General features: G+C 57.4%; 23 protein-coding genes and 2 pseudogenes. 10 read left to right on the forward strand and 15 right to left on the reverse strand.

From position 1 onward, the window contains the following. A pseudogene (locus DOU54_RS13110) lies at positions 1 to 159 on the forward strand (IS6 family transposase); the annotation flags it as partial. Between the two features lie 165 nt (positions 160 to 324). On the opposite strand, the gene DOU54_RS13115 reads toward DOU54_RS13110, so the two are convergent. From DOU54_RS13115 to ccoN, 8 genes are all read right to left on the reverse strand, one after another. Beyond that, positions 325 to 636: a hypothetical protein gene (locus DOU54_RS13115; RefSeq protein WP_037094767.1), complete on the reverse strand. Its 312-nt coding sequence runs from the start codon at positions 634 to 636 to the stop codon at positions 325 to 327. Continuing rightward, positions 633 to 815, reverse strand: a complete 183-nt coding sequence (gene ccoS / locus DOU54_RS13120; RefSeq protein WP_037094764.1) for a cbb3-type cytochrome oxidase assembly protein CcoS — start codon at positions 813 to 815, stop codon at positions 633 to 635. Before ccoS ends, DOU54_RS13115 begins: the two co-directional genes overlap by 4 nt. 1 nt (position 816) lies before the next feature. Then, positions 817 to 3,069 (reverse strand): heavy metal translocating P-type ATPase, encoded by a 2,253-nt coding sequence (locus DOU54_RS13125; protein ID WP_113731372.1) that lies wholly within the window; start codon positions 3,067 to 3,069, stop codon positions 817 to 819. A 6-nt stretch (positions 3,070 to 3,075) separates the two neighbouring features. Then, positions 3,076 to 3,882 (reverse strand): DUF2189 domain-containing protein, encoded by an 807-nt coding sequence (locus DOU54_RS13130; RefSeq protein WP_113731373.1) that lies wholly within the window; start codon positions 3,880 to 3,882, stop codon positions 3,076 to 3,078. A gap of 198 nt (positions 3,883 to 4,080) precedes the next feature. Further along, a complete protein-coding gene (ccoP, locus tag DOU54_RS13140; protein WP_113731374.1) occupies positions 4,081 to 4,962 on the reverse strand; it encodes a cytochrome-c oxidase, cbb3-type subunit III in 882 nt (293 codons plus the stop codon). Continuing rightward, complete coding sequence (locus DOU54_RS13145) at positions 4,953 to 5,123, reverse strand: CcoQ/FixQ family Cbb3-type cytochrome c oxidase assembly chaperone (RefSeq protein ID WP_037094752.1); 171 nt, start codon at positions 5,121 to 5,123, stop codon at positions 4,953 to 4,955. Before DOU54_RS13145 ends, ccoP begins: the two co-directional genes overlap by 10 nt. A gap of 10 nt (positions 5,124 to 5,133) precedes the next feature. Further along, positions 5,134 to 5,886, reverse strand: a complete 753-nt coding sequence (ccoO, locus tag DOU54_RS13150; RefSeq protein WP_113731375.1) for a cytochrome-c oxidase, cbb3-type subunit II — start codon at positions 5,884 to 5,886, stop codon at positions 5,134 to 5,136. Between the two features lie 4 nt (positions 5,887 to 5,890). Beyond that, complete coding sequence (ccoN, locus tag DOU54_RS13155) at positions 5,891 to 7,546, reverse strand: cytochrome-c oxidase, cbb3-type subunit I (RefSeq protein WP_113731376.1); 1,656 nt, start codon at positions 7,544 to 7,546, stop codon at positions 5,891 to 5,893. A gap of 597 nt (positions 7,547 to 8,143) precedes the next feature. Here ccoN and DOU54_RS27425 point away from each other — a divergent pair. Further along, positions 8,144 to 8,287 (forward strand): hypothetical protein, encoded by a 144-nt coding sequence (locus tag DOU54_RS27425; RefSeq protein WP_193603330.1) that lies wholly within the window; start codon positions 8,144 to 8,146, stop codon positions 8,285 to 8,287. 34 nt (positions 8,288 to 8,321) lie between these two features. Here DOU54_RS27425 and DOU54_RS13165 read toward each other — a convergent pair whose 3' ends face one another. Further along, on the reverse strand, positions 8,322 to 9,860 hold the full coding sequence (locus DOU54_RS13165; protein WP_113731378.1) for an IS3 family transposase: 1,539 nt from the start codon (positions 9,858 to 9,860) through the stop codon (positions 8,322 to 8,324). Between the two features lie 68 nt (positions 9,861 to 9,928). Between DOU54_RS13165 and DOU54_RS13170 the strand changes: the two genes are divergently transcribed. After that, entirely contained in the window at positions 9,929 to 10,552 is a 624-nt protein-coding gene (locus DOU54_RS13170; protein ID WP_146617360.1) for a hypothetical protein, read from the forward strand. Positions 10,553 to 10,782: 230 nt separating this feature from the next. On the opposite strand, the gene DOU54_RS13175 is transcribed toward DOU54_RS13170, so the two are convergent. Further along, a complete protein-coding gene (locus DOU54_RS13175; RefSeq protein WP_113731380.1) occupies positions 10,783 to 11,679 on the reverse strand; it encodes a DMT family transporter in 897 nt (298 codons plus the stop codon). 157 nt (positions 11,680 to 11,836) lie between these two features. Between DOU54_RS13175 and DOU54_RS13180 the strand changes: the two genes are divergently transcribed. Next, a complete protein-coding gene (locus DOU54_RS13180) occupies positions 11,837 to 12,721 on the forward strand; it encodes a LysR family transcriptional regulator (RefSeq protein ID WP_113731381.1) in 885 nt (294 codons plus the stop codon). Positions 12,722 to 12,902: 181 nt separating this feature from the next. On the opposite strand, the gene DOU54_RS13185 is transcribed toward DOU54_RS13180, so the two are convergent. The 3 genes from DOU54_RS13185 to DOU54_RS13195 form a co-directional block, all read right to left on the reverse strand. Beyond that, a complete protein-coding gene (locus tag DOU54_RS13185; protein ID WP_113731382.1) occupies positions 12,903 to 13,880 on the reverse strand; it encodes an MBL fold metallo-hydrolase in 978 nt (325 codons plus the stop codon). Positions 13,881 to 14,105: 225 nt separating this feature from the next. Next, complete coding sequence (locus DOU54_RS13190) at positions 14,106 to 15,023, reverse strand: LysR family transcriptional regulator (RefSeq protein WP_113731383.1); 918 nt, start codon at positions 15,021 to 15,023, stop codon at positions 14,106 to 14,108. Positions 15,024 to 15,101: 78 nt separating this feature from the next. Then, a complete protein-coding gene (locus DOU54_RS13195; RefSeq protein ID WP_022557112.1) occupies positions 15,102 to 15,758 on the reverse strand; it encodes a TetR/AcrR family transcriptional regulator in 657 nt (218 codons plus the stop codon). A gap of 71 nt (positions 15,759 to 15,829) precedes the next feature. On the opposite strand from DOU54_RS13195, the gene DOU54_RS13200 reads away from it, so the two are divergent. Both DOU54_RS13200 and DOU54_RS13205 read left to right on the forward strand, forming a co-directional pair. Next, positions 15,830 to 16,561 (forward strand): SDR family oxidoreductase, encoded by a 732-nt coding sequence (locus DOU54_RS13200; protein ID WP_404495155.1) that lies wholly within the window; start codon positions 15,830 to 15,832, stop codon positions 16,559 to 16,561. A 139-nt stretch (positions 16,562 to 16,700) separates the two neighbouring features. Continuing rightward, on the forward strand, positions 16,701 to 17,681 hold the full coding sequence (locus DOU54_RS13205; protein WP_113731384.1) for a helix-turn-helix domain-containing protein: 981 nt from the start codon (positions 16,701 to 16,703) through the stop codon (positions 17,679 to 17,681). A gap of 19 nt (positions 17,682 to 17,700) precedes the next feature. Here DOU54_RS13205 and DOU54_RS13210 read toward each other — a convergent pair whose 3' ends face one another. Continuing rightward, positions 17,701 to 18,636: a hypothetical protein gene (locus tag DOU54_RS13210; protein ID WP_113731385.1), complete on the reverse strand. Its 936-nt coding sequence runs from the start codon at positions 18,634 to 18,636 to the stop codon at positions 17,701 to 17,703. A gap of 236 nt (positions 18,637 to 18,872) precedes the next feature. On the opposite strand from DOU54_RS13210, the gene DOU54_RS13215 reads away from it, so the two are divergent. The 3 genes and pseudogenes from DOU54_RS13215 (at position 18,873) to DOU54_RS13225 (ending at position 21,030) form a co-directional block, all read left to right on the forward strand. After that, entirely contained in the window at positions 18,873 to 19,622 is a 750-nt protein-coding gene (locus DOU54_RS13215; RefSeq protein WP_113731386.1) for an SDR family oxidoreductase, read from the forward strand. A 72-nt stretch (positions 19,623 to 19,694) separates the two neighbouring features. After that, the gene (locus DOU54_RS13220; RefSeq protein WP_113731387.1) at positions 19,695 to 20,243 is read left to right on the forward strand and encodes a flavin reductase family protein; all 549 of its coding nucleotides are present in this window, start codon (positions 19,695 to 19,697) and stop codon (positions 20,241 to 20,243) included. Between the two features lie 54 nt (positions 20,244 to 20,297). After that, positions 20,298 to 21,030: pseudogene (locus DOU54_RS13225) on the forward strand (SDR family oxidoreductase). A 76-nt stretch (positions 21,031 to 21,106) separates the two neighbouring features. Here the strand turns inward: DOU54_RS13225 and DOU54_RS13230 are convergent. After that, positions 21,107 to 21,571, reverse strand: coding sequence for an Rrf2 family transcriptional regulator (locus DOU54_RS13230; RefSeq protein WP_022557119.1), 465 nt, complete (start codon positions 21,569 to 21,571; stop codon positions 21,107 to 21,109). A gap of 110 nt (positions 21,572 to 21,681) precedes the next feature. On the opposite strand from DOU54_RS13230, the gene DOU54_RS28055 reads away from it, so the two are divergent. Then, positions 21,682 to 22,004, forward strand: a 323-nt coding sequence (locus tag DOU54_RS28055) for a class I SAM-dependent methyltransferase (protein ID WP_286079900.1), incomplete at its 3' end; no start/stop codon positions are given.

Genomic DNA, 22,004 nt, shown 5'->3' on the forward strand with positions numbered 1-22,004 from the left:
TTCCGATCCGTCGGCAGTCTGCAACAATTTGTCCCCGTGTTTTCAGCGGTTAGAAATCATTTCGTCCCCTCGCACCAGAAGCACTCAGCCCTTGCCACCCACATTCATCGGATCCGCGCCATGGCGCACTGGAAGGCCGTGACCGGCGCAACTGCCTGAGTTTAACTGAGAGCGCTTCGCCCGGCCTCAGTCGAACAACGTGACAACGCCAACTCGCCGGGTGCCCGAGAGTTCCGCGCAATTTACGGGAGATAAATGCGCTCCGCGCCGTTCGCTTGGGGTTGGCTGGCCGCCGGGAAAATATGGCGTGCTGCGACAGCGAAGCTAGGTCTGCTTATCATGTAGTGCGGTTCTTATCGTGCGGCCCCGTGCCACCCCGATGATCGCGCCGATCATACCGCCGATCACAATACCCCCAGAGCCCCCGGCAAGAATGGCAATGACCGCGTAGACAATCCTTGCTCCAATTCCGCTAGCGTCACTCATCCAGAAGCTCGCCGCGAGCGCAATGGCGGCGCCGGCGACACCGAAGACGATTCCGAAGCCTGTGACCGCTTCCGATGGTTCAAAAATCCGGACGCGATCGCGAGCGATGCCGTCGGCCATGACAGTATTTTGATCTCGTGGTTCCTTCATTTCAGCTCTCCGCGATGCGTTTGCTCATTCAAAGGTCTGTCGTCCCTGTTGAAAATGATCCTCTGGGCATCTCCCTCGGGATCATCGTATTGTCCGCTGCGCAGCGACCAGAAAAAGGCGATCAGTCCCGCTCCTCCCATTAGGATCGCTACCGGTATCAGGAAAGTGAGCGCGCTCATCTTACACCATGGCCGGTTCGAAGCCCGTCGTCCGTTCATCGGTTCTGCGCGTCGTTCGCAGCCTCATGGCATTCCCGACAACACTCAATGACGAGATCGACATTGCGATCGCGGCAATCAAAGGGGTCACATTGCCAGACAGGGCGATCGGTATGCTCAGTGCATTGTAAGCCACCGCGATGCCGAGATTTTGTCGGATGATCTGCATCGTTTGTTTGGCGGTGGACAAAGCCTCCGTCACTCCACGGAGATCATCCCGCATCAAGACAAAGTCAGCCGCCGATCGGCTGATATCGGAGGCTGTGCCCGGAGCCATGGACGAATTGGCGGCGGTTAATGCGCCTGCATCATTGACGCCATCTCCGATCATTAGGACTGTTCGACCTGAACTTCGCAGCGACTGCACGAACTCGATTTTTTCCAATGGGCTGGTTTCCGAAGTAAATATGTCAACTCCCGTCCGTCCTGCAATTCTTGCGACGGCGCCATCGCTGTCGCCGGACAGTATCTGTACGAAAAGCCCCTGACGCCTCAGGTCACTAATGGTTTCAAGTGCACCTACGCGCAAGCGATCCGTAAACGTAAAAGAGAGGATAGATGCTCCGTCCCTCGACAACACTGTGCCATGATCGCCTATGGCACCTGAATGGGTAGCCCAAGCCTCGCTTCCAAGCCGATAGACTTCGCCTGCCATTTGGCCTTCCATGCCGCGGCCGGGAATCTCCCTGACACAGGTCAAGAGGGGAAGCTTTTGGTCTTCGCTCTTGAGCATGGCAGTGATCGATCGTGCCAAAGGGTGGTTAGAATGCCGTGCCAGCGCCGCGGCTATTGCTAAGGCTGGTTTGTCGATATCTGGTATGTGGTTCGGCTTTGGCTCACCTGCCGTGAGCGTGCCGGTTTTGTCAAATACGACCGTGTCGATCTCCACGAGCCGCTCGAGAGCCGTTCCTTCTTTGACAACAATGCCATGCTCGAACAGGCGTTTTGCGGCCATTACGTGCGCCATCGGCACAGCCAAGCCCAAAGCACACGGGCAGGTGATAATCAAAACGGAGATCGCAATACTCAGCGCGAGGTGGAAGTCACCCGAGACGATCCACCAGAGAACAAGCGCAGCCGCTGAAAGGCTATGGACAACGGGCGCATAGAGACGAGCCGCCCTATCGGCAATCCCGCTATAGCTCGAACTGCTGTTTTCCATCCCTTCAACAACACGCGTCAATTCGGCAAGACTCGACGTCTCAGGACTCGCGGTTGCTTCGACAATCAACGGGTCGCCGGTGTTTAATCCGCCGGCATGGACCGTTCCTCCCGGGCCGAGCAGTGCGAGGCGGCTTTCTCCGGTCATAATAGACCGATCAATCTCTGCGACACCCTGGCGGACCACCCCGTCGACTGGCACACGATCACCGCGGGCCACCACTAACAGTGTTCCAGCCTCTACCGCTTCCAGAGGCAGATAGTCGAATGACCCGTCCGCTTTTAGGATGGTGGCACCTTTTGGCATCAGGCGAGACAAGGCGGAAGCCGCCGATCTGGCCTTGCTGCGCATAAAATGTTCCAGAGTTCGGCCGACGAGAAGAACGAATAGCAAGGAGGTTGCGGCCTCAAAGTAGGCCCTGGATGCGCCCGTCGCAGCGTCGTACAAGCTGAGTGCGAATGTCAGCAGAACGCCGATGGTTACGGGCACATCCATGTTGACCCGACGATGCCGCAGAGCCTTCCAAGCGGATCTGTAGTAGGTCGCTCCGGAATAGAAGATGGCCGGCATGGCGAGAAGTGCTGACAATAAATGCAGCGTTACTGCCGTAGCGTGGTCGGCTCCCGACCAGACAGAGACGGAAAGAACCATGATATTCATGGAGCAAAAGCCAGCTACGGCCAAAGCACGCAGCAAGTGCCCCATGGCTTGATCGGTCTGGCCGAATTCATCCGACGAGATGAAAGCCGGGTATCCTAGCCCGCCCATTTCGCCGAGAAAGTCCGGTGGCAGGTTGCCGGGGGTCCTCCAGTTTATCGTAATACGCTTCGTCGTTAGGTTCGCCCGCGCGAGTTCGACGCCCGGTAAAGCGATAAGCCGCGACTCAAGGGCGACGACGCATGCGCCGCATCGCATATCTGGACTGAATAGTATGGTCTGACGTAAACCGTCACCAAGATCCCGGCTCGCCAGAGCAATTTCCTCAGCGCTGCCTGAGCAGCGATCTTCTCGCCCCGAAAACTGCGACAAAGCCATGGATGAACAGCACGTCATCGTGCTTCACCGCATTGCTTTGTAGGCGTGCCAGGTCGCATGGCCGAGCAATGGAAAAACAACGATCAGACCGAGGAAGCCCGTCGCCACGCTGGCGAGAAACAGCGCTAGGACTATGGCACCCCATACAAGCATGGGTGCCAGATTATTCCAAACGAGTGCAGCGCTCAGACCCATTGCCGTAAAAGCATCCACCCGTTCGTCGAGCAACATCGGTATTGAGAAGACCCCGATCGCAAAAGCGAAGCCCGCGAACAATCCTCCGACGACCAGTCCTACAAGCAGCATCGCCCATCCGGTGGGTGTCGCAAAGAGCAAATGAGCGATGCCGTCGAGCCCGGGAAACGGGTTTACGCCGAAGAAAAGCGCGTAAATGATGACCGCAGCCCGCATCCATAACAGCATCAGCATGCAGAGAAGCATTCCTGTGAAGAAAACCTGCGCGCCGGCTCGAGGCTGCACGCCGACCATCTTCGCCAGGGAAACAGGTTTCTTTTCAGCGAGGTTCCGGCTCTTGAGATAGAGACCGGTCGCAAAAAACGGCGCGACGATCAATAGCCCGGAAAGGACTGGAAAGAGCAAATAATCCCGACCATATCTCACCAAAATCCACACAGAGATCGCAGAGAGCGCAAAGACGGCAACACCGTAAGCCAAACTCGGCAAAGGCTGCGTTACCATGTCGCTCCAGCCACGTTTCAACCAGATGAGGGGCGTAGAGAAGGGGAGGTGACGCTGTAATTGCGGATTCTGGGTCTCTTCGATACCCGATAGTTCGCCGATATAACGAACGGTCTTTTCGTCTTGCATCATCCCGCTCTCCCTGAGCCTAGCAAGATGGCGAAGCGGCACGGAATTCTCCCGGCCTATCGCCTCTTTCTTTTGAATGTTTAAGACATTGCGGCTGGCTATTGACTGCGACATACAAAAGATGGGCATTGGCGCCGAGGAAAACTGCGGCGGCCAAGGAAACCCATATCCACATCGACGTTCTCCGCTTGACTTCGGCTGTCATGGCTTTTCCGTCCCGAGGGAGTTGACGTAAAGCGCCAGGATCTTGATCTTCGCGTGCGTCAGGCGTTCATCCCATGTCGGCATATGACCTTGCCGCCCACCATGTATAGTCTGGATAATCCTTTCCATCGTGCCGCCGTATATCCACCGATCGTCGGTAAGATTTGGCGCTCCGACATCCTGATTTCCCTTGGCGTTCTGGCCGTGACAGGCAGCGCATGTCGTCAGGAAAACCTCACGGCCCGCATCGATCTGACCAACGTTCTGCGCTGTGGAATATTCTGGGTGGCTTAGGGAATACACATAGGCTGAGACATCGGCGACCTGTTTGCGGTCCAGCATCTCATCGGCGCCGAAGGACGGCATCTGGGAAACCCGACTGCTCGTATGTCTCGAATTGACGCCTATGGTCATCGTCTCTTCGATTTTCTCGGGACTGCCGCCCCATAGCCAGTCATCATCGGTGAGGTCCGGATAATTTAGCCCTCCACGGCCGTCACGGCCATGACAGGCGGCGCAGTTGTCGCCGAACAGCTGATGGCCGCTCGACTTCACCTTTGCCATCAAAGCTTCATCGGCTCTAATCTCGGCGTAAGGGAGAGTTTCGATCCGATCGATCCATGATGCGCGGGCATTTGCGGATGCCACTATTTTCTGTTCAACAACCTGTTTCTGATCACTGCCGATAAGACCTTTGGTAAAGGTCGAACCCAGAGGAAACGCAGGCTCCAGTAACCACCACAGCGCCGCGAAAAGGTGCGTTACGATGAGGAATAGCAAGATCCCGCGCGGAATGGGGGTATCGAGCTCACGGATACCGTTCCAGATATGGCCGGTCGTCTTTCTGCCGGTGACACGATCGATTTCTTCTACTTCCATGGCGCATCATCCTTCGCGAAAATTTCCGTCTCCGCTTTTTTGAACTTCGCCCGATTTGATGGCCAGAACGTGTAGATGATGACGGCAATCGAGAACGCAAAAAGATAAAGTAGACCCCATACCTTCGAGAGCTCCAACATGGATTCGTGCGTAAATTCCATCCGTCCCTCCCTAGTTAGTTGGATCTGGCGCCTTCTCGGGCGCGTTCGTGTGTTCGTAAGCTGCTTTCGTCAGGCGTCCCGTAATTTGGAGGTAGGCCACCAAGGCATCCATTTCGGTGACGTTTGTTTTGACGCCATCGAATGCAGATATTTCTGTTGCCTCACCATAGCGCTCCGTCACCCCTGACGCCTGATCGCTATCCGGGTTTGCCTGTCCGCGCGCATCCGACACAGCGTTGGCGATCATTTCGTCGGTATAGGGGACGCCGACGGCACGTAGTGCGCTCAAATGTTCAGGGAGGGACGAGAGGTCAAGCTCCGTGGTGGCCAGGAAAGGATAGGCGGGCATGTTCGATTCAGGCGTTACCTCGCGCGGGTTGGTAAGATGGGAGACATGCCAGAGGTCAGAATACTTGCCGCCGATACGGGCCAGGTCCGGACCCGTGCGCTTTGATCCCCAAAGCATCGGGTGGTCATGTTTAGACTCCACTGCCAAGGAATACGGCCCGTAGCGCTCCACCTCGTCCTGCAGCGTTCTGATCATCTGACTGTGACAGGCATAACAGCCTTCCCGGACATAGATGTTACGACCGGCCACCTCGAGAGGGGTATAAACCCTCATGTCCGGGGCATCCTCAACCGTCTCATGGATCGTGAAGAGCGGCGCTATCTCGACTATGCCGCCGACACTCGCGGCGAGGACGATTGCCAGCATGAAGCCGACGGCCGAACGTTCAAGCTTTCTATGCATCAATTCCGACATGGCTTCACTCCGCTGGCGATGCGATGGTTTCTTCAAAAGCGCCGGCGGGGAGCGGCCTGTCGGGTTCAAGGGGCAGGAGAGCCGGCGCCCTTCGCACAGTCATCCAAACATTGTAGCTGGCAACGATCGCACCGAGCAGGAATAGAAGTCCGCCAAACGCCCTCGCAATGTAGTACGGATACATGGCCAGAAGCGTATCCACGAAGGAGTAGACCAGGGTGTTGTCGCCCGAGTAGGTGCGCCACATCAGGCCCTGAACAATGCCTGAGTTCCACATTGCGAAGACGTAGATGAGCGTACCGATCAGTGCCAACCAGAAATGTACCTCGACAAGTGTCGAAGAATACATGCGCTCGCGCTTCCAGATCGAGGGGACGAGTGTGTAAAGCGCGCCAAAGGTAATCATCGCCACCCATCCGAGAGCGCCGGCATGCACATGGCCGACAGTCCAGTCCGTGTAGTGGGACAAGGAGTTCACAGGCCTGATCGCCAGGAAAGAACCTTCAAACGTCGACAAACCGTAGAAGAAGGCGGCCATCATCATAAACCGCAAAGTCGCGTCATCGCGCACCTTATGCCAGGCCCCATTGAGCGTCAGCAAGGCGTTCCCGGCAGATGCCCAGGACGGCACCAGAAGCATGACGGAAAAAGTCATGCCCAGGTTCTGCACCCAAAGCGGCATAGCCGTGTAGTGAAGGTGGTGTGATCCTGCCCACATATAAAAGAACGTGATTCCCCAAAAGCTCAGGATGGAAAGCCGATAGGAGAAGATCGGTCTTTGCGCCCGAATGGGGAGATAATAATAGAGCATCCCGAGAAAGCCGGCTGTCAGGAAGAAAGCAACGGCATTGTGCCCGTACCACCACTGCACCATTGCATCCTGCACGCCCGCCCAGATCGTATAGCTTTTGGCATGGCCGAGAGACACGGGCACGGCGAGGTTGTTGATGATGTGCAGGATCGCGACAACGATTATGAACGCCATGAAATACCAGTTGGCGACATAGATGTGTGGCTCTTTTCTGCGCGCGAGCGTTCGCACATAGAGAAAGAAGTAGGTGACCCAGACCACCACGAGCCAAATGTCGGCATACCACTCGGCTTCGGCATATTCCTTCGACTGGGTGACACCCATGAAATAGCCGGAAATCGCGATAAGACAAAAGAGGTTGTAGCCGAAAATCACGAACCAGGGCGAAAACTGATCGGCGAGCCGGGCGCGCGACGTTCTTTGGACAACGTGAAATGAGGTCGCGATCAGCGCATTGCCACCGAAGCCAAAAATAACGCCTGATGTGTGGGCGGGTCGGATCCGGCCGAAGCTTGACCAGCCCATCTCGAAATTCAAACTGGGCCATGCGAGCTGCGCGGCCGCCCAAACACCGATGAACATTCCGAAAATTGCCCATGCCAAGGTCAATACGACGCCAACCTTTATAGGATCGTCATAATATGAACCGAAGCGTTCAGGTGATGGCTCTTTCGAAAATGCCTGGGATAGGACCACCCAGAGGAGCACGGCGCTGTACAGGACTACCATCGCGCCGTGAACGCCGATCGGATCAAACCGGCCGATTGCGGCCATCGTAATGCCAACTATGATCAAAAGAATTAGAACAATTGCGGCGAGTTCCCTCTCGCCCGAGGTAAGTTGTCCCATCGAATACCTCCCCCAAATCTGGGGGCAAACGTGCCACGGCCTAAAAGGTTCCACAACAGTCGAGGATTTTTTTACATGCCCCTCAACGTGTGGGCCGGCGGAGACGATCTATCGCGGGCTGTATCTCACTGGGGTCGCAAGTGTCATTCGCTGTCCAAATATTCTTGGAACATACCAATCAAGCAAGCGGTAAAAATTTTTTGAGGTGGTTGCGTCAAGGATGACAAACACTGCCAGGAAAGTATTGGGGGAACACTTTCGCCCACGTCGGCGGGCGGCGGACCAGACCCAACGTGCTTTGACGCAACCTCTCACATTAAGACACGTCAGCTTTTAATTAACAATAAATCAGGAAAAGACACTGCGACTATTCTCGTGGCGAATTGATGCTTCAGCTTTGCCAGGGCGTCTGGCTACTTTTCCGTTCTGCTAGCCTTGGAGGTCTGAGTGTTCGCTTTGTTAACCTCGTGGGCAGCTGCATTCTTTTTGATGCAGCACAAAGTACCGTCCAACCCTTTCGAGTATTGATGAGTGAAAGGCCAGATATCCATGGTCCTACACGCAGCCGGCTTTGCCGGCGGAACGAAAGATAGGAAAATGACCAGCTTGAAGATTGCAGTGCTCGCGCTAACCTTGGGACTTACAACCGGTTTGCCTGCGATGGCCCATGTTTCTCTCGAAACCGGTACGGCGAAGATCGGCGCAAACTACAAGGCGGTGTTGGTTTCCGCGCAGAAGTGAGCCGGTGGGGGTGCGGATAAAAAGTTGGACTGTTTTAAATGCTCAGGCCGAGGCTCTTACGATATTCGACCGGGCTGAGTGATCCCAGTGATATTTTGATGCGCGTTTCATTGTACCATCGGATGTAGGCGTCCACCTCTGCCACGAACTGCTCGATCGTGATGACCTTCCAATCTCGTGGATAGAAGAGCTCGGTTTTCAACCGACCGAAGAACCCTTCGCACGCGGCGTTGTCTTGCGAGCAACCCTTTCGAGACATCGAGCGAACCAGTCTTGCTTCGCTGATACGGGTTAACCAGCCGGGCCATCGATAATGGGCTCCGCGATCAGAATGGATGATTGGCCGTTCCTCGCCGTTGGCGACGGTTCCGATGGCTGCATCCAGCATGGTGTTGACGAGACCTGCATCCGGTTGGGTTCCGATGGACCAGCTGATGACCATGCCGTCAAAGCAGTCGATGATGGGCGAAAGGTACACCTTGCCTGCTGGGATCTGGAACTCGGTGATGTCTGTCAGCCACTTCACGTTCGGCGCTTCTGCAGGGAAGTCGCGATTGATCAGGTTCTCGGGCGCTGGACTGATCTCTCCCAGATAGGATCCAAACCGCCGTCGACGCGGCCTGGCAACGACCAGCTGCTCCTGCTTCATCAATCGCTGGACAACCTTTTCCGAGATTACCACGCTTTGTCTGGCCAGCGACGCCTGCAGTCGTCGATAACCGTAGCAACGACGGTTCGTTTCAAAGATCTCAGCTAGGCTGTGGCGGACGGCGGCATACTTGTCTGCCAGGCACATGCGGGCGCGATGGTAGAAGTAGGAGCTGCGGGCAATCCGAAGCTGGGCAAGCAGCTCTGGCAAGCGATAAACTTCCTTAAGGGCGTCAATCAGTTGGGTCTTCTCCCGATTACTCAGGATCTGCAGATCGACGCCCAGATCTTTTTTTAGGAGTTCGTTGGCCTTCTTCAGGAGATCATGTTCGAGTTGTAACTGGTGGACATCACGCTGGAGGGCTTCAAGCTGTCGCTCGAGCTCTTCACGTTCAGGCAGCTTGGGGTTGGATTTGCGGCGTTTCATGGATGACGGGGCCTCACGATCGAGAAGCTGATCTTTCCAGCTGTACAATGTAGGCCTTGAGACGCCCAGTCGGTCAGCTACCTGTTGAGCGGTTTCATCTCCACTGCATAGCCCAATGACGCCTGCTTGCCGGACATCCTCGCAATAGCCAGGATGCCACGATCGACCGGCCATCGATGTCCGTGTCTCCGGAAAGGCCTCGCGAACCCATGCAGTCAGTGTCCCTCGTCCGGGATAGCCGAGCGCCCTCATCGTCGCAGAGATGCAACGATCATGGGTGCGAAAGTGCTCAAGTGCCGCCTGCCTCTGAGCCTGTGAATATTTTGGCGCTCGCGCTACCGGCTGAGTACGCAGGTCGAGATGCTGTAGGTACTCGCGGTACCAGCCCCTCAGCGCATTCTTGGTGGGATATCCCAGCTGGCGAATGGTCGCGTTAAGCCGCTTGCCAAGCCGGATATAGAGCTCAACCGCTCGAAGTCTGTCTGCGTAGGAATACATGAACTACCTCCTTGGTGGTCCACGTTTTCGTCCGCACCCCCTTATGCGCCTAACCGGCTCACTTCTGCGTGGAAACCAACACGCTGTTCCTCGCAATTGGAAAACGGCCGGGCCCTCGAGACGGTCATCAGCTCTCGATGCAATATGCAGGCTGGGAATTTTCCCTTCTTTTGCACCGTGAATGGGAGCGTTACGAAGAAACGGTGACGTCCGCGAGCGTGAGCTTTACGACGCATCCGCCTGCACGAGACCGTGTGCAAGACTTGCGCAGCACGCTTCGCCGGTACACGGGTTTGCCTGAAGCATCCAATGCATTTTCCGCCGCTGAAGCCTTTGCAACGGTATTCAGTGGAATTGTAAACTCGATGTTCTCCGAAGAGTTTCGACAGGGCGCGGCTCGGCGTGATGAATTGAGGGCCAATAAACTTGTCGCCCTGGCGCAGATGTGTTCCGCTGGGTCGGTCCCTGACTATTCGCGGTTTGTGCCTGAAGCGATGGACCTGTTGCAGCAGGTGGAAGGCTGGACGCTTCTCCAGCACGTTTGCGACGCAACTGCACCTTTACGCGATGAAGTAGCGAGGGATTTTGAGAATTTGCAGGTTGCAAAGCTGATCTGGCGCGCCTGCGAAGGCTTGGAAGAGCCTTTGTACTCGGTATTCAAGAGGGTGACAGCACTTCCAGACCTGTTTTGAGCCATCGACTTCTCACTGTCGATTGATCAAGGACTTTATCTCGTATTTTCAGCACCGTAGATTTAGGTGGCTAACGGGCCGCAGGTTCAGATCCGTTCAAGGCGTAACTTCCCCTTCTTGACTCAAAATTGTCATTCTACATGGACAACCTGTTGAGCCTCCCCGGGCTACCCTTCGAAGAGGTGGCATTGGTTGCTCCCTCAACCCTTTTGTTCGAATTGGGCTGATACCTACGATCGCGATGTCATCCAAACGCCGACCAGCGTCACCGCAAGTCCCATGAACATCGCGATCGTTAGAGGTTCTGAAAATAGTGCCCAGGCCCATAGCATCGTCACCGGTGGGCTGAGATAGATAGCAGCGCTGACCTTGGCCACCGGGAACAGCCGCAGGCTGGTGTAATAGACGGCGTAAGCAAGGAAGGTTGCGATCAACACGAGCCAGATTATCCCGAGCGCAAACTCGACGGTCATCGGCGGCGTAAGGCCCCCCTGCGTCGCCGCACATGCCCCGAACAGGACCGATCCGGTCAAGGTTTGAATGCAAAGGATCTGATGGATAGCAATTGTCTGATGTCGACGTCTCCTATGCAGCACCGAGGCGACCGCAAAGATGAGCATCGACCCCACAGTCACGCCGTATGCCCAAAGCGGAGCCGAACCGATACTGAGGCTGTCGATGGACACGATGAGAACGCCGACGACGGCGATGGCTGTGCCTATCCACTGCCTTGGTGACAGGCGCTCCCCGAGAACGGGTTGGGATAGGGCGGCGATCGCGAGCGGCAGGAGGTCGGAGATCAATGCAACGAGACCCGTGGGAACCCTCTGCTCGATCGCGAGCGCAAAGCCACCGAGGTAAAGGAAAACAGACATGATGCCGAAGAGGGCCTGATCCCGGATCACCCTCAAAGACAGACTTGGTCCGATCGAAAGTGCAAAGGGAAGCAGGATCAGACCCGACAGGAGCGTCCGCCAAAACAGGAGAAGCATGACGCTGGCTTGCTCATTCGCGTAACGGATGCCGACGAAACCCGAACTCCAGCCGAGGATCAGCAGTGTCGCCAAAAAGGGCCAGAGCAGAGGGTGCCGTTTCGGCGCTGCGGAAGTGGGAAAAATGTTGGCCATGGCGCCCTCTGGGTATCTTTACGCGGGAATCGTAGGGCCATCTCTCGCAAAGCGCACATGACAAATATCGATGATGCGATGACATGTCTGAAATTTGTGTCATCTCAAAAGCCAATTGTGGTAGGGTAGTTTGCGAACAAATCGAGCGGAGAGGGCGTTGAAGGAAGTCAACGGACGCAGACTGGAGATCGACTCATTGCGGGCGCTTTCGGCGATCCGAAAACATGGCGGCATCACCAAGGCGGCTGTCGTGTTGGGGCTTTCACAGTCTGCGGTGAGCCACAAGATCAAGCGGCTGGAGATCAGCCTCGATTGCGAACTGCTCGGCCGCAAGCCCGGGGGGCCAATATTCACCGCCGCCGGAGAAGACCTTCTCGATTACGCCCGCCGTATTCTGGAGTTGCATGACGAAGCCTTGCTCAGCCTCTCGAAGACGCCACTGGCAGGACGGTTGGCGCTTGGCCTGACCGAGGATACGGCCTGCACCGATCTCGCCCGCATCCTGGGCCGGTTTCGGCGGCTACACCCCAACGTCACCGTTCGCACGAAAGTCCGCATGAGCTTGGTCCTGCGCGCCATGCTCGAACGGGGTGAGCTCGACGCCGCGATCATCCAGGTCTTCAGCCATGAGGTCCGCCCAACGGACATCGTGCTGTTTAGGGAGCAACTGCAATGGGTCAAGCATCCAGAGCTGGTGCTGGCGGTCGACCGCCCGATCCCATTCTTGTCGTTCGATGACGAATGCTTTTACCGACAGTGGGCGCTCGACATCGGCCAGGACGACGCGGTGCTTGAGACAGTCTTCGAATGTTCGAGTGCCGCGGGGATCGTCTCCGGCGTCAACGCGGCCATGGGCGTCCTGTTGAGCGATCGGCATATCCGCGGCGAGATGAAAATCATGACAGAACGGCTTCCGCAGCCGCCCGCATTAGCCTACATAGTGCGTCGAGCGCGTAAATTGAGGAATGCCGCCTTGGACAGCCTCGTGGCCGAGATCAAGAGGGATACAACTCGACAGGGCGGATTGGCGCTTGCGAGTTGATCTCCGCGAGATGTTTTCATGGTTCGCAATTCCTATCTCAGGCGCGGCCCTCGGCGGGGTTAATTTGAGGATCGTTTCACATATGGCAAGGTGAACTTTCCCACTCTAGCGAGACGTAGCTAAGAGGCCCGGTAAGAACAGACCGGCACCCTCGTTACTACTTATTCATCAGAACCGCTTTTTAGTTGGCGGCGCGGTTTCGGTATTCGAGGGGATGCCAGGAGAACGTATCCGGCCCTTCTGAACGAATATAGCCAACGCCGGGGAAGGAGATATGCGGGGCCGCCACAAGTTTGCGATGTTGAGCGAAATCTTCGAAAGCTTCCTTTCGAGCTAAAGCGGCCTCTTGAGGTTTGACATCATAAAGAATTGTTACGTTCGGGTCTGGAAACTGCACGGCCGCAACGTGGATCACGTCGCCAATGAAAGTGATGGATTTTTCTCTGCTTGAGACGATAAAAAAGGCGCTGCCCGGTGTATGCCCGGGGTGAAGAGACGCCCGCACGCCCGGCAGGATCGTTTCGCCGTCTCCAAAGGTTTTCACCTTGCCGAGCCGCTCATAGACACCGATCGTTTTTGCTGCTTCGTCAAAATAACTCTCAGGATATACTGCCTTCTTTGCGTTCGACGAGTCGAGGAAGAAGCTCAGATCCGGCGCGCCGACGTGCACGGTGGCATTGCGAAACGCGGGTTGACCATTTCGCACCAGACCGCCGGTGTGATCGGTGTGGATGTGTGTAATGAGTATGTCAGAGATGTCATCAGCTTTGACGCCTACACTTGCAAGGCTGTCCAGTAGTTTTCCGCCATTCCCCGGACCAAACAAATCACCGGAGCCGGTATCCACAAGAATGTTTTTGCCTGGGCTCTGGTTCAGAAATGCGTTGATGGATGCTTCAACAGGGTTCGCCAGGAATGCCTTATCAAGCAGCTCCGTGGTATGGGACTGCGACGTGCCGGTCAGCAGCTTGTACAGGTCCTGGGGCACAGTTCCATCTGAAAGAGCAGTGATACGGAAATCTCCCAGGGGAAAACTATAACTGTCTGTAACCTGCTGATAGTTTGCAATAGCAGTTACGTTCTCTCCGGCAAACACAGGAGCAGATAATGCTGCGGCGAATGCTGCAGCGGCGAAAATCACGGGCATTTTTATGCGCATCGGTTTATTTCTCTCAACGTGGCTGTCGAATTGATGACGTCGAATTGGACGACCGACACCATGTGCATGTGTTGACTTATTGCGCCGAGACCGGGAGTCGTCCGCGGCGTCAACACCGGGTCATTTGGTGGGGCCGTTCGGAATATTTGACAGATCCGGGCAGGACGCCAATCAGAACCGGCGATGCGACCTATCGCTGTAAATGATCATAGAGGATCACCGGACTCAGGATGTACCTGCAGATGAGTCAGCCACGATGGTTCGCAGCCATTGGTGCGCCGGATCCGACGTCATGCGAGGATGCCAGAAATACTTAAGAGCAAACTCGCCGAGTTCGATTGGCGGCTTGAACAGATCAAGGCTATGCGAAAAGCGCTCCAGCAGGCGCTTTGGCAGCGTGCAAAGGCAGTCCGTTCCGGCGACAAGCAGGGGCGCGAGCGCGTACCTTTGCACCGAAACAGAAACTCTTCGACTTTTACCGTGCTCAGCCAGAACCTCATCGATCACGCCTGAAAACATTCCCCCGTTGGACGAGATTAATAGATGCTCATGGGCGCAAAACTCGTCGAAAGACAATGGTCCTCGGCCACGCGGATGACCTATTCGCTGGGCGGTCACGAGCTCGTCGGTGAATAGCCTACGGCCGATCAGGTCCAGAGGTGCATCGTTTGCAGCGCCGATATAAAGGTCAACATCGCCGCTCTCTAACTGCCGTCCTATGTGGCCCCGATCCGGAAAAACAAATCTGATGTTGATACCGGGAGCCTGCTTGTGAACGAGCGAAAGAAGCTCGGGAGCGACGATGGCCGCGGGATTGTCGGATGCCGCGATCGTGAACATCCGATCGCTTGAGGCTGGATCGAAAATATATGCCTTTCGCCCGAACTGCTTGAGACGTTCAATGAGTTGATCAAGCTCGGGTTTGAGCGCCAGCGCATGGGGCGTTGCGACAATGCCCCTCCCGGTCGAAGCTGGAGTAAACAGCGGGTCGTTCAATAGATGCCGGAGCTTGTTGAGACGACCCGACAGTGCAGACTGCGTGATGTTCAATTTTGCTGCAGCGCGTGTCACATTCTCTTCTTGCAACAACGCATCCAGTGCAAGGAGGAGGGCGATCTCCAATTGTCCGACGCGGTGTACCAAGAGCAGGCTCCTAAACTTCTATGTGATCACGTCCAAAAATAGCCAGGGTGTGAAGACGGTGGTAGCCAACCGCGGTCATCAAACCACTTGGATCGGCGCCTGCATCTCACCGCCTGCCACAGCGAGGTAAGCGAGACACATGCGTTTCATCTCATCACGAATGGCGTCCTGGTCCGAAGGTGGCAGGTTGCGTTCGAAGACATTCCTGACCGTTCCGAAGATGACGGATAGAAGTGTCAAGTTGACGAGACTGATATCGCTGTAGCGAGCATTTGGGGCGCTTAACAGCATCGCCTTGGTCGCGGCATCCATGCGTCTTGCGAACGCATCAATCAACGCCTCATTGTCCAACTCGACCGCAGAGCTGTAGAGCGCGCGCGTAACATCACTGCGCTCCATTTTTGCTTCCCAGTACGCGGTAATGAGCGCCTCGACCATTTCAGCGGTCAACCGGCCATGAAGCTTGCGGCAGGTCATTTCCACTCGCTCTGCCAAACTGTCCAGGTAGCGTTCGTTGAGCGCGTAGAGCAAGGACTGCTTGTGCGGGAAGTATTGGTACATGGTGCCGACCGAGACCCCGGCGCGCTCGGCGACCCGCGTGGTCGTCAGACGATGTGTTCCCTCCTTGATCAAAACCTGAATGGTGGCTTCGAAAATCGCATCGATTGTCGAGCTGGAACGGGCTTGACGCGGCGTTTTGCGGGCTTTGAGATGACGTGGTGGGGAGACGTCCATATGCGAATCCAAAAGGCGAATGATTCTTCATATATTTAGCCGTGCATGCTCCCAATATGCAAAGGTGATTTATGATGGATAGAACGAAAATCGCGCTTGTGACGGGCGCCAATAAAGGCATCGGCTTTGAGATCGCACGGCAACTTGCGCAAGCCGGTGTCATGGTGTTGATGAGCGCCCGCGACAGGGCGCGGGGATGGGCCGCGGCGGATGAACTGGAGCGAGGCGGCCTCGCGGTGGAGCCGATTGTCATTAATGTGAATGACGAAAAGACCATCTCCGCCGCTTCCGAGGAGATCGCAGCGCGGCATGGCCGGCTCGACATTCTCGTGAACAATGCCGGCATCGTCGACGGCGCGGACGGTCCGCCGACGCTTGGAACTGTCGCTGCGGCCCGAAGGTTGATGGAGACGAATTTCCTCGGCAGCCTAGCCGTCACGCAGGCCATGCTGCCGCTGCTGCGCAAATCCGCGGCCGGTCGCATCGTCAATGTGTCCACGACGCTCGGCTCACTTCAGGTCAACGGCGATCCGACATCGCCCTATTACGAGGCGCGGCTGATCGGCTATAATGCCTCCAAGGCGGCGCTGAACATGCTGACGGTGCAGCTTGCAGCGGAACTCAAGGGCACGTCTATTGTCGTGAATTCGATTGCGCCGGGCTATGTCCAGACCGATCTCACCGGCGGCAATGGCTACATGACTCCGGAGGAAGGTGCGCGGCTGCCGGTGCAATATGCGCTGTTGGGCGATGGCGCCGTCTCCGGCCAGTTCGTCGCACCGGAGGGCCCCGTCGCCTGGTAATTGTGCCACGCCAGGGCCGGCTCTTGCCGACCCTACCAATCTCGGACGTCCGCCGACCTGGCCGCAACAAGTCTCGGACTTGCGCATTAACCGCAGCACGCTGGTGGAAAACACACCGATCGCACCAAGAGAAGAGGCCATGACCGAAATATCAGCTCCTGCCCTTTCGGAGGCGTTTGGCGCCGTCAGACCCGTCTGCGAACGCGCGCCTTTGCCGGAAAAGACTGTGCCGGAGCGGACGTCGCCACGCGGTCTGGAGCAGTTCATCACCGGACGAACGCTCCTCACCGGAGACAGTCTGGCGTGGAACGATCTCTTCGTCCAGATCTACACGCGGCAGCAAAATCAGGACGCTTTTCTGGTGCCGGCAGTTGCCGAGCCGCTGATCGTCTGGATCATGTCGGGCGAGGCGGTGGTCGAGGAACGCGATCTGGATGGAGACTGGTCGAGCGCTCATGTGAAGGTTGGCGATTTCTTCCTGACCCGCACGGACCGGCCCTACGAGATGCGATGGCGCGCCATGGGATCTGATCCGTTTAAGGTCATGCATCTCTATATGTCAGTCCCCCTGTTCGAGCGCGTAGCCTGCGACGTTCTCGGCTGCGTAGCAGCGCCAGCCCTGCGCGATATCTCCGGTGGGCGAGACCAGCAGCTGACCCACTTTCTGCAGCTCATCCATCATGAGCTTGTGTCGGAAGGCAAGGGTAGCCAACTCTATGTCGAGGGGATGGCGCAAAGCCTTGCCGTGCATCTGATCCGCAACTACGCCGCCGGCGCGAGTGAGGAGGGGCGGCAGGCCGCGCTGCCCGGCTACAAGCTGCGGCGTGCCATGGCGCATCTCGAGGAACATCTGGCCGAACCGTTTAACCTGGCGCAACTTGCGGCCACGACCGGAATGAGCGAGTTCCATTTCAGCCGCCTGTTCAAGAAAGCAACCGGCGTCTCACCCTCGCGCCATCTCATTCGCCAGCGGATCGCCAGGGCACAGCAGCTCCTGCAGGAAACGGATCTCAGCATTATCAGGGTCGGTATCGCGGTCGGTTATTCGAGCCCGAGCCATTTCGCCCAGGTATTCAAGCGCGAGACCGGCTTGCTTCCGAGGCAGTATCGCAAGCGCTGACCGCGTCGCTGCCCCGGTTTCACATCTCGGGCCGAGCCGGTGGAATGAGCATGCGCGACCTGTTATCCCATCGCCAGCAGGTGTGACCCTTCAGCTCTGTTCCGCCCCACCATCGATTGATGCCGCGGACCTTCACCATATCCGTTTCGCCGGCGAGTACGCTGCGGCCCAGAGCCGTCAATGCCAGCTGGCTGTCGCGAAAGGCGTCCAAGGCATCGACATCATCGGCGAAGTCGTCTTCGCCAAGTCGCCCGTTGAGGCCCTCGATGAGCGGAGCCGCGCCGGAGGCCAGGGAACTGAGCAGCGCAACGGTCTGCGGGAGCGCGATCAGCGGTGACGGAGATTGGGCGAAGACGCGCGCGATATCACCGACTCGGCGCGGCCTGGCGACGATACTCTCCAGAACCAGGTGCTCGCACGCGCCGAGGCCGGTATCGGCGCGCGGAAGATCGTCCAGCAACGCGTCCCACGCCTGATGCATGGCGGGAAAATGGGCCAGATCCTCAGGCGAAAGACTCAACCACGCCTCGGGCGACGGAGCGGCATAGGCGGACCAGATTGCTGTTGCGGCGGCCAAATGCGCGCCATCCGCTTCGACCGGTAGTGCCACGGAATCGGGCGGCGTGCCGGCATCCACATGGGCCCATCGCAACGGTCCATGCCGGAGATGGATCTTGCCGCCATCCAGCCTGGCGGCATAGGCCCTGGTCAGTAGCAGGGCCATGAGAAGCTGACTGTTAGGATCGGGGTCGACGTAGATCTCTGCGCGATCGGCGGCATCCAGGCGGGACAGGACGCAGGCCTCATCCAGCTTCGCGGCCTCGGATGCCAGGGGCGTACGGATCAGCCGGAGCGGCAAAGAGACGATCTGCGGCTGGGATGTAGAGCGTGAATGATGTGCCTTGAGATATCCGGCAGCGCTGTTATCGGAGGTCAGGCAAAGTAGATTTTGCATGCCTTCAGTTCCTTATCGTCGCAGTTCATTCCGCCCGCTTGCAGGTGCACAGCGGCCCGCCTCTTTGTCTCCCGTAGCTACGCATAACACCATCTCCTGGCGATCGCGAACTTTCGCGCAAGATCGCAACAGGCGGAGCAAGAGCGCGAGAGAAAGGGCCCGCCGTCCACCCCATCTTCCTCCCTGTCAACACGCAACCGCCGCCTGATCGGTGGCCAAGACAAGGAGTGAAGACGATGACTAACCTCAATGGAAAGATTGCACTCGTCACGGGCGCCTCGAGTGGCATCGGCGCCGCCACCGCCACTAAGCTGGCGGAGGCCGGAGCCAAGGTCGGCCTTGCCGCCCGCCGCACCGAAAAGCTCGATGATCTAAAGCAGCAGATCGAAGCCAAGGGTGGCCAGGCTCTCGTCCTGCAGATGGACGTGGTCGAACCGGCCTCTGTTGAAGCCGGCGTCAAGACGCTGATCGATACCCACGGTGCAATCGACATCCTCGTCAACAATGCAGGCCTGATGCCGCTCTCCGATATCGATCAGTTCAAGGTCAATGAGTGGCACCGGATGGTGGATGTGAATGTGAAGGGCCTGTTCAACACGACGGCCGCCGTCCTGCCGCAGATGATCAAGCAGCATTCAGGTCATGTCTTCAACATGTCCTCTATTGCCGGCCGCAAGATCTTCAAGGGGCTGTCGGTCTACTGCGCCACCAAACATGCAGTCGCAGCATTTTCGGATGGCCTGCGCATGGAGGTGGGGCCGAAGCACAATATCCGGGTTACCTGCGTTCAGCCGGGTGCTGTCGCAACCGAGCTCTACGATCACATCACCGATCCCGGCTACCGCCAGCAGATGGATGACCTCGCCGGCCAGATGACCTTCCTCAATGGTGAGGACATCGGCGACACCATCGTCTTTGCTGCCCAGGCCCCGGCGCATGTCGATGTTGCCGAGCTTTTCGTCCTGCCCGTGGAACAGGGTTGGTGATGCACCGCCCTTTTGGCCCCTGCCATTGCGCAGGGGTCCCGAAGGAGATCCAGATGCCCGAAGGAGATCGAGATGAAGGAACTACCCGCATCGCAGGTTTATCGCCTGCTTGAACCTGGCCCGATCGTGATGGTATCGACGCTCGACAACGGCAGGCCCAATGTCATGACCATGGGTTTCCACATGATGATTCAGCACGATCCGCCGCTCATCGGATGTGTGATCGGCCCGTGGGATCACAGCTATCAGGCGCTTCGTAACACCGGTGAATGCGTGATCGCCGTGCCCGGACTGGATCTGGCCGAAACCGTCGTCGATATCGGAAACTGCTCCGGCGCGGATGTCGACAAGTTCGAGAGATTTGGCCTTGAGACCAGGCCAGCGAAGCAGGTCTCAGCTCCGCTTCTCGAAGATTGCCTGGCCAACATCGAATGCGTGGTAATCGATGACAGGCTGCTCGATCCCTACAACCTCTTCATCCTTGAGGCGAAGAGAATCTGGCTCAACGAGAGCCGGACGGAACGGCGAACCCTGCACCATCGCGGGGATGGGACCTTCGCCGTCGACAACGGCACGCTCGACCTGAACCACCGTATGGTCAAGTGGCGTCACCTGCCGTGAGCACCGTGCGCCAGGCCGTTGCCTCATTTGAAACCACCATGGAAGGAATATCCGATGACGAACATCGCCAACAAGATCGTCCTTATCACCGGAGCGAGCAGCGGGATAGGCGAAGCGACCGCGCGCACTCTCGCCACTTCAGGCGCTGCCGTTGTGCTGGGGGCAAGACGAACGGATCGTCTCGAAAAGCTTGCCGAGGACATTACCGCTGCCGGGGGTAGGGCAATCTACAGAAGCCTTGATGTGACTTCTCGTGAGAGCGTCCGGTCGTTCGCGGATGCGGCAGTGCAGGAGTTCGGCCGGATCGACGTGATCATTAATAATGCCGGCATCATGCCGCTGTCACCCATGGCATCTCTGAAGGTGGACGAGTGGGACCGGATGATCGACGTCAACATTAAGGGGCGTCCTGCATGGCATTGCAGCGCTTCTGCCATTGATGAACAGGCAGGGATCCGGTCAGATCATCAATATCTCGTCGATCGGCGGCTTTGCCGTCTCGCCGACGGCCGCCGTTTACTGCGCCACCAAATATGCAGTTCGCGCGATCTCGGACGGGCTGCGCCAGGAGAACGACAAGCTCCGCGTCACCTGCATCTATCCAGGTGTGGTGGAATCTGAACTGGCCAACACGATCACCGATCCGGTGGCGGCGCAGGCCAACGAGAGTTATCGCCAGATCGCTTTGAAGCCCGAGGCGATAGCAGCGGCCATCATGCATGTCATAGACCAGCCTGACGAGGTGGACACGAGCGACATCGTCGTTCGACCGACGGCCAGTGCCTGAAACCCGGCACCTCATCCGGCTCTGCTGTGGTCCTGCAGCATCGCTCGCGTTGTGACGCACGCCGATGCGGGTCTACTCAGTCCCCGTGCGGCGTGGCGGACACGGTACTGCCGCAAGGTGAGGATATAGCCTTTGCCTGAGACGGCATCAGTTGATCGAGCGTCACCTGGCCAAATCGCTCCAGCAGCAGGCTTTCCGCCCGCCGCATCGTCTCCGCCAGCGCCGAATTGACGGCCTCTTCGATCTTGCATTCCGGATGCCTGCCACGCGAGCCGATGGCAAAGAGCGTTGGCCGCTCCAGGGCTTCATAGACGGCTAAGAGCGTGATCTCCTTAAGGGGCCGCGCAAGTTGCCAGCCGCCGCCGTGCCCCTTGCCCGACATGACGTGACCGGCGCGACGCAAACCCGCCATCGTCCTGCGGAATACCGCAGGGTTGGTACCCATACTTCGGGCCAGAACCTCCGATGTCAGCGGTTCCTTCACCTGCGCCATGTGCAATAGCACATGCAGCACGTCAGAAAGTCTCGTATCCCTGTTCATTGCCCGGCCTCGGTCCATGCGATCATCATCCTGCACATCATGTAGCACCACTTGATACAAGAAGCGAAAGCATGTTACGTATCCTCAACTGATACAGAAACCGGTTTGTCATGCGCAGCAATCCCAATCCATTCCTCAATCCGGCGGCCGTGAGCGACTACGTTCTTGAGACGCCGCGCAAGGTGCCAGGGCTTGCAGACCTTCACAAAATGGCAGCGCTGCTTCTTGCCGAACAGGCGCGGGGTCCTGCCGATATTCTCGTCGTGGGTGCCGGCGGCGGCCTGGAGATCCGGGCAATGGCGGAGATGCGACCGGACTGGCGATTTACCGGCGTCGATCCCTCGCCTGCCATGCTCGACATCGCTCGACAAACGACATCGATTTGCGCCGAGCGAACGCATCTTATTCACGGAACGGCGGTTGATGCACCCGC

Origin of the sequence: Agrobacterium sp. MS2, from assembly GCF_003261015.1 — a bacterium.
In the GTDB taxonomy this organism is placed as follows: domain Bacteria; phylum Pseudomonadota; class Alphaproteobacteria; order Rhizobiales; family Rhizobiaceae; genus Agrobacterium; species Agrobacterium pusense.